We start from the raw sequence: 16,064 nt of genomic DNA, 5'->3' as shown, positions 1-16,064 counted from the left end.
ACAAAAACTATGGAAAACATAACAACAATGACAATTGAGAAAAAAAGAAAACTTCTTAAGTCACTTCTTTTACATGAACTCAAAAAAGTCAACTTATCTGAAAATAAAGAAGATGAAACTTCAGAACCCACAAACACATATTCTATCCAAAAAATTAGCGATACATTAGCTCAAAGACTTTCAGAATTATTAAAAATACCCAAAAACGAAATTGCATATAATGAAGATTTGAAAATATATGGATTGGATTCTATGGGGATGTTGGGGGTTTTAGAAAAAATGAAAAATGAGTTTCCTATAGAAATTGAAGTTTCAGAAATAGTAACCTTAAAAACTATTGAAGAAATATCCCAATTCATTATAAGTAACCTAAAAATAAATAATGATGAAGTAAAAAATGATTCTAACAAAGAATCCAATACAACAACTATTTCATCTAATAATAACATAAGTAAGAAAGAAGAATTTTTATCATTTCATTCTTTTGAAAATGTTACTGATCGAGAAGACATTGAGATAGAATCATTTAATAATTTCGCAAAACAATCCTACCCAGAACCTGTTACTCGTAGCTGTGCAACAGGCCCCGTTATTGTATCAAAAGATGGAACCGAAGTTATAAATTTCAATAATTATGACTATTTAGGTTATGCTTCTCACCCAGAGGTAATAAATTCTTCAAAGCTAGCACTAGATAAATATGGTTTAGGCGCAACAGCCTCTCCTTTGGTAGGTGGTAGATTAGGGGTCCACAATGAGTTAGAAAACGAATTACATGCTTTTTTTAACAAAAAAGACTCAGGAATCTCCTTATTCGCAACTGGATACAATGCTGTGTTTGGCTCAATAAGTGCTTATATGGGAAAAGGAGATCATATTGTAATGGATGCTTATAGCCATGCCTGCATAGTAGATGGAGCTGCAAATTCTAAAGCTTCATTACATTATTATATGCATAATGACATAGAAGATCTAGAAAGAATCTTACAGAAGTTGGATAATGGCGAAAATCGAATTTTGGTTTGTACAGAAGGAGTTTTTAGTGCAGATGGAGATTATGGAAACATTAAAGAAATAGTACAAGTATCAAAAAAGCATGGTGCCAAGATTCTGGTAGATGAAGCTCATTCATTTTTATTAACAGGAGATCAAGGTCGTGGAGTTTGTTTTAGCCAAGGAGTATTAGAAGAAGTAGATATGATAGTAGGCACTTTTAGCAAAACCTTTTCTGGAATAGGAGGCTTTTTATTAGCAAAAAAATCTATTTCAGAATATATTAATGTATATGCTAGAAACCGAATGTTTTCATGTGCCCTGCCTCCTAGCATTACAGCAGGAATGTTAAAAGCTTTTCAATTAGCGATTAGTAAAGATGGAGATGAAAGAAGAAAAAAATTAATGACTAATGCAACAATACTAAAATCATTGTGCGAAAATAAATTAAAATTAGCTCCAACAAAAACTTGGATCGTTCCTGTCATTTTTGGAGATGAAATTGAAATTTTTAAGATTGCAGACTATTTAAAAGAAAATGGAATTCAAGCACCAATATTGTGTTATCCCGCAGCTCCCAGAGGATTTGCAAGAATTCGACATTTTGTTACGTCTGAGCACACACCAGAACAATTACAAAAAACAGCCAAGGTACTTATTGAAGCTGGAAAAAAATTTGGTTATATCTCTTGATATATTAATTACATAGTTCACTAACAACAATACGATTGCTATACCATTAAAAACATAAGTCATAATTTGCTTTAGTAAAAAATTCAGAAGTCAAGAAACAGTTCTTATAAATATCTAATTATTTAATTTCTTAAATAAAAAATCATGACCTACAAAAAACAACACGCTATCGTTTTAGGAGGTAGCTTAGGAGGGCTAATGACTGCTCGCGTACTCAGTGATTACTATAAAAAAGTAACTATAGTTGAAAAAAACAAAGTAACCTTTTTACCAGAAACCAGAAAAGGACAATCTCATACAAAACATTTGCATTACTTACAATATGTGGCTTTAAGTACAATGCTCAGGTACTACCCAAATTTAGAAGAACAACTTCTTGACCATGGCGCAATTAAAATAGATTGGGGAGATAGTCTTAATTATTATTCAAACGGTGGATATAAGAAAAAGTTCACAAAAGGAATTGATGTAATAACAATGAGCCGTCCTTTATTAGAGCATTTAATTAGAGAAAACACACTTGCAATTTCTAATATTGAATTGAGAGATCAGTCTTTATCAAAAGAGTTATTGATATCAGAAGATAAAAAAAGAGTTACTGGAGTTCTCATTAAGCAAAAAGATACAGATGAGTCTTCTTCAATACAAGCAGATTTGGTAGTAGATACTACAGGAAGAGGCTCTAGTATGCCAAAATGGTTAAAAGAAATAGGATATGATGCTCCAAAAGAGAGTAAAGTAAAAATCAATCTAATCTATAGTACAAGAATTTATGATAGAGATCCCAAAGACCCAAGAGGTAATGATAGAATCTTTTATAAACCAACACCTCCTAAAGAAAAACTAGGGGCTGGTTTAATGCCTGTAGAAGGAAATAGATGGATGCTTACACAAGGAGGATGTCATGGAAGCATCCCTTCAACAGAGCATAAAGATATTTTAGAGTTCTTAAAAGGCTTACCTTGTTCAGATATTTATGATATTATTAGCAAATCTGAACCATTAGGAGAAGCTGTATCCTACAAATTCAAAGAAAGTTTATGGAGGCATTATGAGAAATTAAATAAATTCCCTGTAGGGTTATTAGTTCTTGGAGACGCTATTTTTAGTTTCAACCCTATTTATGCTCAAGGAATGACCTCTGCTTCTCTTCAAGTAGCAGAATTAGATAAATTATTAAAAAACAACACCTCTGATAATACGCTAGCGAGTCAATATTTTAAAGAAATTAAGAAAATAGGAAATAGATGTTGGAGTTCTTCTACTGGAGAGGATTTTCGCTATCCAGAGACCACAGGAAAAAGACCTCTTTTAATAAATTTGACCAATACATATCTAAATCATGTAATAAAAGTATCTAATAAAGATAGAATCGTATCTGAAGCATTCCTTAGTGTAGCTATGATGTTAAAACCTCCTATAAGTCTTTTTAATCCACGTATTTTATGGAGATTGATCAAGTTTATATAAACTTGATCAATCTCCATAAACATTTCTATCTAGAAATTAAACAAATATTCAACTTATATTATAATAAAATCAGTAACCTAAAGTAATATTAAGGTGGTGTAAAAAAACTATTTTAAATACTTTACACAACCTCACAAATTGTAGCCTTGAATTAATAAGACTAAAGGTATCTATAATTTACTTAAAATCTTTTTATCAATATAAAATGTTCCAAAAGGAATGAAACAAGCCAAAATAATCTTCCAAGTTGTTGTTCTAAATTTCCAATTTTGCTCAACCCCAACACTCAAAGTATTGATTACAAAAAGTATAAACAACGTTCCATGTATTGGTCCTAAAGCCTTTGTTATACTTGGATTTTGAAAGTAATATTTTATTGGGACAGCAATAAAAACAAGAGCTAAAAGTGAAATCCCTTCTAAAAATCCAATAATGCGAAGTCGCCCAATTTTTGTTTTAAATAAATTATCCATAATTATCTGATATAAGGTCTATTAGCAAGAGGTGAAAATGGCCAAGGAATTGCAATAAAAATGATAACTAATGCAATTATAAACCAAATCAACATTGTTTTAAATTTTTCTTTATTACTGATTTTTCTCTTTACTAAAGATGAGCCAATGGTCAACAAAACAATCGCAAACAACATTAGAACCATATGGATTAGAGCAAAAAACATTGCATCAAGATTCTGTATAGCTTCATTAAAATTTTTCCAAAAATATATTATGACTGGGCTTTGTGTATAAAGTATAATTCCGACTAGAAGCTGTATGTGAGCAATAGTTGCAGTCCAATGACGAACAAGGTTGTCATGCCTAGAAAAGGTATAATTGTAAAAATAACCTCTATAAGCTCTATAAATAGAATAAATTAGGCTTATTACAACTAGCCAACGAAGTATTGAATGGTAAAACGTTAATCCTTGGTACATCAATATTTTATTAAATCAATAGTACAAAGATAACAGAACATACTGATTAGTATGTTTTATTTAAATAATTATTTTAAATTATTTAAATAAAATTTGAACTCCTTTAAATAAGAATGATAGCATTTTGAATTATTGTAAACTTTACCAAAATTTCTTATACCCCAATAACCAGATATAATGTAATAAGCTACTTGTTCTGAATTCACATCGGTACGCACATTACCATTTTCACGTTCTTTTGAAATACTATTCTCAATAGTAATTTGTAATTCTGATACAACCTCATTCAACGTTTTAGAAAATTCAAAATTCCAAGGTGTCATTTCTTGTATCAAATTACCTAACGGACAACCATATTCAAGTTTTAAAAAAGAGTTTTCTAATAATAATGATTTTATTATTTCATAAATTCCTGCAATTGGTTTATGAGCATTTTGTAAAGGAATTATAAAATCATTTCGCATTATTGGTTTGACAACCTCATTAACTACCGCAATTCCCATTTCGTCTTTTGTTTTAAAATGGTAGTAAAAAGCTCCTTTTGTAACTTTTGTTGTAGCTATAATTTCATCAACGCTTGTGGCCTGATAACCTTTTCTATAGATAAGATCAAATGCTTTCTCAAGAATAATATACCGAGTATTTGATGCTTTTGTCATAAAAATCCTAATTAATATGTTTTTGCGAAGTAATCAAAAAAAACAGAAAAAGTTCCTGTCTTACAAAAAATGTAGAACTACAAGCTATGCAAAACAAAAAAATTCAAAAAATGAATAAGGTTTATCTTACCTGAACTTATTGAATATCTCTTTTCCAAAAACCAAGAGGTTAAAAACTATGATAATCTGAAACTCTTATAAAATCTTTTATGGCTCTCCCATTTCTGGATTACTTTTTACAAGTTTAGCTTTTAAATATAATTAATAACTTTAATCTTACAATCACAAATACTTAGTATACAAAATAAGGTTGAAAGCGGAAAACTATAATTGATAGAAAACACCTGATCTGTTTTACCTATGTTTTACCCTTAAATTTTAGATGAAGTGTTCAGAAACAAACTTAATTCCAAAAAAAAAGACAACCTCTTAATAATAAAAGGTTGTCTAAGTACTGAAGACGGGACTTGAACCCGTACGGCCTAATGGCCATTGGATTTTAAGTCCAACGTGTCTACCAATTCCACCACTTCAGCTTGGTATATTTTTATCTCAGAGCGAAAGACGGGATTTGAACCCGCGACCCTCACCTTGGCAAGGTGATGCTCTACCCCTGAGCTACTTTCGCAGTATGTTATGAACGTTGTAATGCGCTATTGCGGATGCAAATTTAAAACAATTATAGAAATACCAAAGTCTTTTTTGAAAAAAGAATAAAAAAAATTACACCTGAGATGCTTTCTTCCTGGTTAACATACGTTTAATCTCATTTAATTTCATCAATGCTTCTACTGGAGTAAGAGTATCAATATCAATATCTAGAATTTCTTCTTTAATTTCTTCGAGAAGAGGATCATCTAAATTGAAAAAGCTTAACTGTAATTCGTCTTCCTCCTGTAATCCTTTGATTTTATCTGTAAGCTCTTCACTACTGTGTGATTTTTCTAGCTTTTTAAGCATCTTATTTGCTCTATGCAATACTTGCTGAGGCATCCCCGCCATTTTTGCTACATGAATTCCAAAACTATGTTCACTACCTCCAGGAATCAATTTTCTCAAAAACAATACTGTATCTTTTAACTCTTTGATAGATACATTATAATTCTTAATCCTACCAAAGGTCTCACACATTTCGTTTAATTCGTGATAATGGGTAGCAAATAAGGTTTTAGGACGTGAAGGGTGCTCATGTAAAAATTCACTAATCGCCCAAGCAATAGAAATACCATCATAGGTACTGGTTCCTCGTCCTATTTCATCCAGTAGCACAAGACTACGGTCTGATATATTATTCAAGATATTAGCCGTTTCATTCATTTCTACCATAAATGTAGACTCCCCCATAGAAATATTATCACTTGCTCCTACTCTGGTAAATATTTTATCTACAACACCTATTTTGGCTTCTTCTGCTGGAACAAAACATCCCATTTGTGCCAATAATACGATCAACGCAGTCTGTCTTAATATAGCAGATTTACCACTCATATTAGGCCCCGTAATCATTATTATTTGCTGGGTATCTCGATCCAGCAATACATCATTGGCTATATACTGCTCTCCTGGGGGCAATTGTTTTTCGATTACTGGGTGACGGCCATTCTTAATCTTTAACTCATACGTCTCATCAATCAGAGGTCGCACGTATTGGTTTTCTGTTGCAAGTTGAGCAAAAGAACATAAACAATCCAGTTGCCCTACCAAAGTGGCATTGAGCTGTACAGGTTTGATATATTCATGCATCCAAACAACAAGATCTGCAAAAAGTTGTTGCTCTAACGCCAAAATCTTTTCTTCTGCCCCAAGAATCTTGGCTTCATACTCTTTGAGTTCTTCTGTAATATATCGCTCTGCACTTACCAATGTTTGTTTGCGTATCCAAGTATCAGGTACTTTATCTTTATGCGTATTCCTTACTTCTATATAATACCCAAACACGTTATTCGAAGCTATTTTTAGAGAAGTAATCCCAGTAGCCTCAGTTTCTCGTTCCAACATCTTATCCAGGTAATCCTTTCCTGAAAAAGCAATAGATCGCAACTCATCAAGTTCATCAAGGTATCCATCTGCAATTGTATTTCCTTTTAATACATTTACAGGAGCTTCCTCATTAAGTGTTTCTTTGATTTTGTTACGCAATAACTCACAATCATTAAGAGTTTCACCTATTACTCGCAATGCTTCATTAGTACTATTTGTTGCTTGCGCTTTTATAGGCACAATAGCTTCGAGAGAATTTTTGAGCTGAATGACTTCTCTAGGATTTACTTTACCTGTAGCTACTTTTGAAATCAGTCGCTCGATATCTCCTATCTGCTTTATCTGATGCTGAATTTTCTGATGTAATATGGCATCATCCAAAAAGAACTGTACTACCTCATGACGTTGCTGGATTGCAGCAATGTTTTTTAATGGTAAAGCCAACCAACGTTTTAATGTACGCCCTCCCATAGGAGAAATCGTCTTATCAATAACATCCAGTAGCGTTACCGCTTTTGCAGCATTGGCATGATACAATTCGAGATTGCGAATTGTAAACCGATCCATCCAAATATATTGATCTTCTGCGATACGCTGAATTGCAGTAATGTGTTGTAATTTATGATGTTGGGTTTCTCCTAAATAATGAAGAATTACTCCCGCCGCAATAACACCTTCTTGTAAATGATCTACTCCAAAACCTTTTAATGTTTTGGTTCCAAAATGAGTGTTTACAGTCTCATCTGCATAATCAGTTTTAAACACCCAATCTTCTATAAAAAAGGTATGGAAATCAGTACCAAAATCTTCTACAAAATTTTTCTTTTTTGGTTTAGAAATTAAAACTTCACTAGGATTAAAATTCTGAAGTAACTTATCCATATGGGCTACATCACCTTGTGCTGTAAGAAATTCACCTGTAGAAACATCAAGAAATGCTACGCCCAATCCTTTTTTACCATAATGCAAAGCACATAAAAAATTATTGGTTTTGCTTTGTAATACCTCATCATTAAGGGCAACTCCAGGAGTTACTAATTCTGTTACCCCTCGTTTTACAATAGTTTTTGTTTGCTTAGGGTCTTCTAGTTGATCACAGATAGCAACCCGCTCTCCTGCCTTTACCAATTTTGGCAAGTATGTATTAAGAGAGTGATGAGGAAAACCTGCTAGTGCTGTTTCTTGCTCACTACCATTTCCTCTTTTGGTCAGAACAATATTTAAAATAGCAGCAGACTTAATCGCATCTTTTCCAAACGTTTCATAAAAATCACCTACTCTAAATAACAATAGCGCATCAGGATACTTTGCCTTTATGCTATTGTATTGTTTCATTAATGGAGTTACCTTTTTTCCGTCTTTTGCTGCCAATGAAGTATAATTTTGTGAATCCTGCTAAAGTAGCTATTCTACTATCTTTTTTGAAATATCAGTAATAGGAGTTATTCAATTTTATTCACAATTTTGTTTTAGAATAATTAGTCCCTACAAGTTCTTATCACTCTGTGCAAGAAAATCAAGTAATCTTAGAATTAATAACTGACAATAAAATGATACATTTGAGCAAAATTTGAGCCTTTATCGGATTTAATACTATTTTATATCTCTTTTTGATAACATCAAAACATTGAATCAAAAAGAAACCTAGTCAACCTCAATGAACAGAAAACTCAAAAATAGCGAGCTGGATCGCAAAACGGTAGAAGAATTCAAGGCTTCAAAAAAGACTCCTTTGATTATTATTCTTGACAATATTCGAAGTCTTAATAATATTGGATCTGTGTTCAGGACTGCAGATGCATTTTTGATAGAAAAAATATATCTCTGTGGTATTACTGCTACCCCTCCTCATAAAGACATTCAAAAAACTGCATTGGGAGCTACAGACACTGTAGATTGGGAGCATAAAAGCGACACCTTGGCATTGATACAAAACCTACAAGCTCAGCATGTAAAGATTCTTTCTATTGAACAAGCTGAAAATGCAGTTATGCTCAATGAATTTACTACTGAACCTAATCAAAAATATGCTATCGTTTTTGGCAACGAAGTAAAGGGTGTACAACAACAAGTTGTATCAGAAAGCGATACCGTTCTAGAAATCCCTCAATACGGCACCAAACATTCACTTAATATTTCTGTAAGTGCTGGCCTTGTTGTTTGGGATTTATATAATAAACTCTAATAATTCAAGTTTACATATCCTTTGTAAACTTCATTCATTTTTTTGGCTTAGAGTTAAAACTATGCTTGTTCTGGAGTATCTATAGTGTATAACGTTTTAGGTTTATACATTCTGGAAAATATTTTTTTGAAAACCTTAGGGCGATCAACAACCATGACAAACAAAGGGATTAAAGCATGTGGCAATCGTATAAACACCTCCCATGTCCACTGGCTAAAAGTATCGCCTAAAAAGTCAACATAAAAATGCCCTGTCAAACGCGCTATTGCAGTAAGGCCTCCCCAAACAAATGCATACACCAATGCAACGTATGATATTCTGGGAATAAAAATTGCTATTGCTATTACAAAATCAAGGACTCCTGCTATTTTCAGCAATAAATGAGCACTTGGTTCATTAATTGACAAAGTATTTAATGTCATATCAATAAAACTTCCTGGCCTTGGATAGTATCCTATAGCATACAAACCATGACAACTAAATGTAAGTGCAATGGCTATAAGTGCTATAAATCGTATTTTTTTTAACGATATAGTACTAAATAGTAACATATAAAGTAATACAGGACACATGAATTGAATAGTATACTCAAAAAACTGCCCAACGTGAAAAAACTTTTCCTTACAGTACAAAAATGCCAATATAAAAAGTGCAATACTACCGCCGAGCAAAAAGAATTTACCCAATCTTTTCATATTCGGTTTTATCCATAATGTAGCAATAGCGCATAGTAAATAGAAAACACCTATCATTTTTATAAATAAAGAGATCCCGTTGCCAACGGATAGGCTGGTCACATAATGATGCCAGGTTATCCCAAATGTGGATTCAACAACCCCTTTCAGCATTGCTTCATCCCAAAAGAAAGCTCTATATGGTGCATCCCACACAATATGTTGGTAGGCCCTTCCTAAAAAAACAAGAAAAGCAGAAAGGCGTAATATTATAATAAGATTAGGTCTAGAAATCGATGTTTGTGTCATGGTATCTATATATAAGTTGGTAGGCTAAAAATAAGAAAAAAATAGTACTCACAATATCACAACCAACTACAAACTAACGGGATAAAACAAAAAAAATAGCTAAATATTGTTGTATCAATTCAAAAATCAATGATTACAAACTCACTATTATTGAAAATTAAGAGACATCTTTTTTTATTGAGAAATTTCTTTGAGAACAGCTATATAATCAGATCGATTAGCTACAAAGTCTAATTCAGAAACGTCTACTACCCTTACATTAAATTCTGGTTGAGATTTTATAAATTGCAAGTAGCCTTTATTTATTTTATCTAGATATTCTGGTGGAATTTTTTGTTCATATTCTCTTCCTCTCTTTTTGATGTTTTCTAATAATCGCTCTGTATTTTGATACAAATACACATACAACCCTGGTTTAGTCAGGTTTTTATACATCAGATCAAATACTTTTTTATACAACGCAAATTCTTCTTCCTGCAAGGTCACTTTTGCAAAAATCAAAGATTTAAACACATCATAATCACTTACTACAAAATCCTTAAACAAATCATATTGCGCAATATCATCCTGTAATCGCTGATAGCGATCTGCCAAAAAAGACATCTCTAGAGGAAAAGCATACCGCTCCATATCTTCATAGAACTTTGGCAAAAAAGGATTATCCGCAAAACGCTCCAAAATAAGTTTTGCGTTAAATTCTTTGGCTATAAGTTGTGCTAAACTTGTTTTACCAGCTCCAATATTACCTTCTATAGTGAGGTATTGAAAATGAGACAAATTATATCGATCCTTAGGATTTATAACTACATCAAGTAATCTGCTTACTTTTGAGTTATCTGAGGTATTCTCTAACAGCTCTTTTACTGTTTTTTTTAATCTAGGATGCACAACATCTCCTGCAATTTCTGCCAATGGCTCCAATACAAACTTCCTATCCTGCATAGCGGGATGCGGGACTATCAATTCTTTTGTTGAGATATTACCTCCTGATGAAAAAATAATATCCAGATCAATTGTTCTTGCCTCATACCCTTTTCCTTCAGTTCTCTTTCTTCCCAAAATATCTTCTATCTCTAATAAGATAGGCAACACTTCTTCTGTAGAAAGAAAAGTTTGAACAGCTATACAAGAGTTATAGAAATCTTCACTACTGAATCCCCAAGCTGGTGTTTGATACACTCCCGATACAGATACCACATCCCCTATTCTTTTATATATTTCATCAATAGCATTTTGAATAAAATCTAGGCGATTGCCCATATTGCTTCCTAGCGAAATATGTAATAGGTGAAATGTTTTCAAGAATTAGAATTATATAGTTTGGTAATATACGAATACCACTATTTATATAGTGTAGCGCAAAAATAACTAAAGAAATAGATAATCATAAAAATAAAATCCTTCATTTATCCTATTATCTTCTTTTCAATTTTAATTTTATGTTTTCAAAAAAACATCTAATGAAGTTTTTCAAAACTAAGTTTCTTTTCTTAGCACCTGTAATCATTTGTTCCTTGGCACCTTAAGGGGATTAACTCATTACTCTCCTTTTTAGAACACTCCCTTCTGATGGGAATTTTGATGACTAATTAGTCTATCTCTTTTTAACTATTACACACTAAACAAGTCTACATTATAGCTTCTTATTATATTTGTACAAAGGACTATTAATAATCATTTGATTTTGTATAAAACCTCACTCAGCTTAAAAGACAAGAAAGTAGCATATCAAATATATTTGATTTTGGGTGCGCTTTTTATCTCCTCTCTTGTAGTATCTAATCTTATTTTTCAAAAATTCTTTTATTGGGATTTTTTAGGAATGTATACTTTTGAGATCTCTGTAGGAATACTCCCTTATCCAATTACTTTTTTGATCACCGATATTATTAGTGAAATTTTTGGCAAGAAAAAAGCCAATCAGATTGTTACCGCAGGTATTTTTGCATCATTCTTTTCTCTACTTATCGTATTTATAGCATCAGCAGTCCCTGCAACAGCATGGTCTCCTATCAACGATACCATATTCAATCAGGTATTTGGCGCAACAGTGGTAGCTGTATTGGCCTCAATGATGGCTTATCTTTTTGCGCAATATATCGATATCCAGATTTTTCATTTCTGGAAACGGATTACCAAAGGAAGACACCTATGGTTGAGAAATAATTTTTCTACATTTTCTTCTCAATTTATAGACACCTTCACCGTACTTCTTTTATTATGCTTTGCAGGAGTAATAGATTGGGAACGCTTTGGAATTTTATTACTGAATGGTTTTTTATTTAAAGTGCTCGTTGCCGCATTAGACACCCCTATTTTATATCTCTGCGTATATGCAATAAGAAGACGATTTAGGCTAAAACAAGGAGATGAATTAGCGCTCGAAATTTAAAATCTAACAAATAGTTAACTTAAAAAAAGTAACATCGTATCTTTGTAAATCGTTATTTTGTCACGATTTATATAAAATTAAGTACCTTTTTATCACAAATTTATAGCTACACAGATCTGTGCAACAAACAACAATAATTCAACACCCATGAAAAAAGTCCTCAAAGTTCTTGGCATTCTTTTATTACTACTCATTATCGCTCTTATAGCCATTCCTTTTGTATTCAAAGACACCATTCAGGATAAAGTACGCTATTTGGTAAATGAGCACGTAAACGCAAAGGTAGATTTTGCAAATCTAGATATCAGTCTGATAAGGAGTTTTCCGCATGCATCTATAGTAATCGATGAATTCTCTATCATAAACTATGCGCCTTTTGAAGGGGATACGCTGGCATATTCAAAAAAGATTGCTCTGGATATGTCTGTCAATGAATTATTCAAAGGAGCTTCTGAACCTATCAGTGTTCAAAAAATAAAGATAGACGAAGCCAATATTGCTATCAAAACTGATGCAAAAGGAAATTCTAATGTAGATATTGCTAAAAAATCAGAAGAAACCTCTGACCCTGAACCAGAAGAAGAAAGTAGTGCATTTACTTTTGATCTGGATCATTACGAAATTAATGATAGTAAAATTTTATTCAAAGATGATGTTAGCAAAACCATGCTGGCAATGACAGGTCTTAATCACAGTGGTGATGGCTCTGTATCTGGAGATAAAATCATTTTGGACACACATACACATACAGAAGCCTCTTTTAGTTTAGACAGTACAAAATATTTAAACAAGAATAAACTACAACTGGATGCCCTACTAGAATTAGATCTCAAAAACCAACGATACTCCTTTAAAGAGAACAAAGCATTAATTAATCGATTACCACTAGAGTTTGCTGGATATGTACAATTGTCTGAAAAATTCACAGATATAGACCTCAGTTTTAAAACTCCTTCTTCTGATTTCAAAAATTTTCTTGCGGTGATTCCTGAAGCTTATGTTAAAAATCTAGACGGAATACAAACGAGTGGAGATTTTTCTATTAATGGGAAAATCAAAGGAAAGTCTGATGATACGTATATCCCAAAAATGGATATCAAAATTGCATCAAACAATGCATCATTCAAATATCCCGATTTGCCAAAAGGGGTGCAACAGATCAATATTGATACTCAAATCATGAATGAGACTGGACTGGTAGATGATACGTATATCAAAATAGGCAACCTTACCTTTAAGATAGACCAAGATTCTTTTGCTGCCAAGGGAAGTTTACGAAATCTTACCAAAAATATGATTGTGGATATGATGCTAAAAGGAACATTGAATTTAGCCAATCTGAATCAAGCATATCCTTTGCAACTAGAGGAAAAACTAAACGGGATTGTAAAGGCTGATATACAAACGCATTTTGATATGCAGTCCTTAGAGAAAGAACAATACCAAAACATAAAAAGCTCAGGAACGGCCAGTATATCAAAATTTACATACGCTTCTCCTGATACGCCTAATGAAATAAAGATTGAAACTGCCAATGTGAGTTTTAATCCCCAAACTATATCATTAGACAATATACAGGCTACTACAGGTAGGTCTGATCTTGCTGCAAAAGGAACCATCGATAATTTGATGGGTTTTCTCTTTGCGAAACAAGACTTGAAAGGAAATTTTGATGTAAATTCTAATGTGTTTGCTGTAGATGACTTTATGGTTAGCGAGCAAGAAACTACCGAAGAAGTTGCTAGTTCTAAAAGCACTGTAGAAGATGAAACGATGAGAATTCCTTCTTTCTTGGATGCTACACTAAACTTTGCTACCAAAAAAGTATACTACGATAATCTAGAACTACAGAATACCAAAGGAACCGTAAAAATAAAAGATGAAACTGCCTATCTAGAAAATGTAACTTCTACTATTTTTGATGGTGGAATGGCTTTGAATGGTAACGTTTCTACCAAAGCCAAAGTACCAACTTTTGATATGGCACTAGATTTGAGTAAGATTGATATCGTAAAATCATTCAACAACCTAGAGTTAATAAAAGGACTTGCTCCTATTGCAAGAGCACTTACAGGTAGCCTTACTACCAAAATAAACCTAAACGGTAGTCTAAATGAGAGTCTTATTCCTATTTTGAGCTCCCTAAAAGGTAAAGCACTTGCAGAAATACTTAATGCGCAAGTATCTACTACCAAAACTCCTTTTTTATCTAATTTGGATAATCAACTTAATTTTATAGAAATAGACCAACTTAATCTAAAAGATATCAAAACAAATTTAAGTTTTGATGATGGAAAAATTAATGTAAAGCCTTTTGAGTTTGATGTAAAAGGAATAAAAATTACAACTGGAGGAAGTCATAGTTTTGAGCAAAAAATGGATTACAATATCAAGCTAGATGTCCCCGCCAAATATTTGGGTAGTGAAGTTGGTAGTCTGATATCTCAACTCAATGATAAAGAAGCCAATGCCATGACAGTGGGTATCCCAATAGGCTTAACGGGTAATTTTAAAAACCCAAAAATCAATATGAATACAGGTCAGGCGGTAAAACAACTGAGTCAACAAATCCTTGACAGAAAAAAAGAAAAAGTAAAAGGCGAACTTATTGGCAAAGGTCAAGAAGCATTGACAGGTTTATTAGGAGGTTCTAAAAAGAAAACCGATTCTACAAAATCCAATTCAACCAATACAGAAGAAACCCTAAAGAATACAGCTAAGAACATTTTGGGTGGTTTTCTTGGAAAGAAAAAGAAAAAAGACACTACCAAAACAAAAAATTAAATACTAGATATTAGTTACAAAGAAAGAGGTTGCTTTTTTAAGACAACCTCTTTTTGTTTTTTACAGGTGTGATGTAGTAGTGAGAAGTTAGAATTGAGTAGTGAGAAACTCCGATATTCGGTGTTCCTTTTTCATTCCAGTGTAGACTGGAATCCAACAGCATACAATAAACACTCCTTGGTTCCCAGTCTGCGTTGGGAGGGTAGAATATGTGGTGGTTGTTTGTTGATAGTTTGTGAACTTGATATTTTTCACTTTTACATTTTACATTTATAATTTTGCGGTTTTACATTTAATAAATCAGTAGTGAGAATTGAGTAATAAGTATTGAGAAAACTTCAATATTCGATATTCCTTTTTCACAATTCTCATTTCTCAACTGTTTATGTGTCAATTTTGAGTCAACATGTCTCAAATTTGGGAGGTCTATATAATGTGATGGACCGATTTTACCTTCCGTTGGGTCTATTTGATGAAAATTTAGACTCAGGAGTCCCAATTTTGGGTCTATATAGTCTAACGATGGGTGTCTATAGTCCAAAATTGGGTGGCTCTTCTCTAATTTTGAGACCTCAATGTCCAATTTTGGGCCTCTTGAGTCTAACGGAACGTCTTTTTGGTCCATTAGAGCATGTTTTTTACCCAATCGCTATTTCAGGAGAAGACAGTATTCGATATTCAAAAACTCTTTTTCACTTTATGATTTTACATTTATAATTTTGTGGTTTTATATTTTATACTTCTTTCGATACCAAAACCATGTTGATATTAGGATTAATACCAGCACTGCAAGTACCCAATACCATACAGTCCTCTGCTCAAAATGCATAGGTGTAGTATCTCCTACCAGATAGAATCCTGCCCAATAAAAAGGAGCTGTTCTATTGATGTTGGCAGTTGCCAGATATTGCAACTTAGCTTGCTGTAGTGCCTTGCCTTTATTCATTCCTGATTTGAGATAGGTGTAAAAATATTTCATCAATTCAGGGGT

Annotated in this window: 12 protein-coding genes and 2 tRNA genes; 5 read left to right on the top strand and 9 right to left on the bottom strand. The window is 32.7% G+C overall.

Features of this window, described 5'->3' with window-relative positions; all coding sequences use genetic code 11:
* The first annotated feature begins 9 nt into the window (after positions 1-9).
* Both DG508_RS18830 and DG508_RS18825 read left to right on the top strand, forming a co-directional pair.
* On the top strand, positions 10-1,686 hold the full coding sequence (locus DG508_RS18830; RefSeq protein WP_108869631.1) for an aminotransferase class I/II-fold pyridoxal phosphate-dependent enzyme: 1,677 nt from the start codon (positions 10-12) through the stop codon (positions 1,684-1,686).
* A gap of 144 nt (positions 1,687-1,830) precedes the next feature.
* Positions 1,831-3,156: an FAD-dependent monooxygenase gene (locus DG508_RS18825; RefSeq protein WP_108869630.1), complete on the top strand. Its 1,326-nt coding sequence runs from the start codon at positions 1,831-1,833 to the stop codon at positions 3,154-3,156.
* A 170-nt stretch (positions 3,157-3,326) separates the two neighbouring features.
* Here DG508_RS18825 and DG508_RS18820 read toward each other — a convergent pair whose 3' ends face one another.
* The 6 genes from DG508_RS18820 to mutS all read right to left on the bottom strand — a co-directional run bounded on the left by DG508_RS18820 (position 3,327) and on the right by mutS (position 8,064).
* Positions 3,327-3,629, bottom strand: a complete 303-nt coding sequence (locus DG508_RS18820; RefSeq protein WP_108869629.1) for a DUF3817 domain-containing protein — start codon at positions 3,627-3,629, stop codon at positions 3,327-3,329.
* A gap of 2 nt (positions 3,630-3,631) precedes the next feature.
* Positions 3,632-4,090, bottom strand: coding sequence for a hypothetical protein (locus DG508_RS18815; RefSeq protein WP_108869628.1), 459 nt, complete (start codon positions 4,088-4,090; stop codon positions 3,632-3,634).
* 68 nt (positions 4,091-4,158) lie between these two features.
* Complete coding sequence (locus DG508_RS18810; RefSeq protein WP_108869627.1) at positions 4,159-4,749, bottom strand: TetR/AcrR family transcriptional regulator; 591 nt, start codon at positions 4,747-4,749, stop codon at positions 4,159-4,161.
* Between the two features lie 452 nt (positions 4,750-5,201).
* A tRNA-Leu gene (locus DG508_RS18805) sits at positions 5,202-5,285 on the bottom strand.
* Between the two features lie 20 nt (positions 5,286-5,305).
* Positions 5,306-5,377: transfer RNA gene (locus DG508_RS18800), tRNA-Gly, on the bottom strand.
* A gap of 95 nt (positions 5,378-5,472) precedes the next feature.
* Positions 5,473-8,064: a DNA mismatch repair protein MutS gene (gene mutS / locus DG508_RS18795; protein ID WP_108869764.1), complete on the bottom strand. Its 2,592-nt coding sequence runs from the start codon at positions 8,062-8,064 to the stop codon at positions 5,473-5,475.
* Positions 8,065-8,386: 322 nt separating this feature from the next.
* Between mutS and DG508_RS18790 the strand changes: the two genes are divergently transcribed.
* On the top strand, positions 8,387-8,914 hold the full coding sequence (locus tag DG508_RS18790; RefSeq protein ID WP_108869626.1) for an RNA methyltransferase: 528 nt from the start codon (positions 8,387-8,389) through the stop codon (positions 8,912-8,914).
* A gap of 59 nt (positions 8,915-8,973) precedes the next feature.
* Here the strand turns inward: DG508_RS18790 and DG508_RS18785 are convergent, their stop codons facing one another.
* Complete coding sequence (locus tag DG508_RS18785; RefSeq protein WP_108869625.1) at positions 8,974-9,897, bottom strand: hypothetical protein; 924 nt, start codon at positions 9,895-9,897, stop codon at positions 8,974-8,976.
* A 174-nt stretch (positions 9,898-10,071) separates the two neighbouring features.
* Positions 10,072-11,199: a 2-amino-4-hydroxy-6-hydroxymethyldihydropteridine diphosphokinase gene (gene folK, locus DG508_RS18780; RefSeq protein ID WP_108869624.1), complete on the bottom strand. Its 1,128-nt coding sequence runs from the start codon at positions 11,197-11,199 to the stop codon at positions 10,072-10,074.
* A gap of 382 nt (positions 11,200-11,581) precedes the next feature.
* Between folK and DG508_RS18775 the strand changes: the two genes are divergently transcribed.
* Complete coding sequence (locus DG508_RS18775) at positions 11,582-12,289, top strand: queuosine precursor transporter (protein WP_108869762.1); 708 nt, start codon at positions 11,582-11,584, stop codon at positions 12,287-12,289.
* Between the two features lie 147 nt (positions 12,290-12,436).
* Positions 12,437-15,073 carry an AsmA-like C-terminal region-containing protein gene (locus tag DG508_RS18770; protein WP_108869623.1) on the top strand — a complete coding sequence of 879 codons (2,637 nt, stop codon included), beginning with the start codon at positions 12,437-12,439 and terminating at the stop codon, positions 15,071-15,073.
* A 727-nt stretch (positions 15,074-15,800) separates the two neighbouring features.
* Here DG508_RS18770 and DG508_RS18760 read toward each other — a convergent pair.
* On the bottom strand, positions 15,801-16,064 hold a 264-nt coding region (locus DG508_RS18760; protein ID WP_159090928.1), incomplete at its 5' end, for a CHAT domain-containing protein.

Source organism: Aquimarina aquimarini (genome assembly GCF_900299535.1).
Taxonomy (GTDB): Bacteria; Bacteroidota; Bacteroidia; order Flavobacteriales; family Flavobacteriaceae; genus Aquimarina; species Aquimarina aquimarini.
The sequence above is the reverse complement of the archived record's forward strand: the minus strand, read 5'-3'. Positions and strand labels throughout refer to the sequence as shown.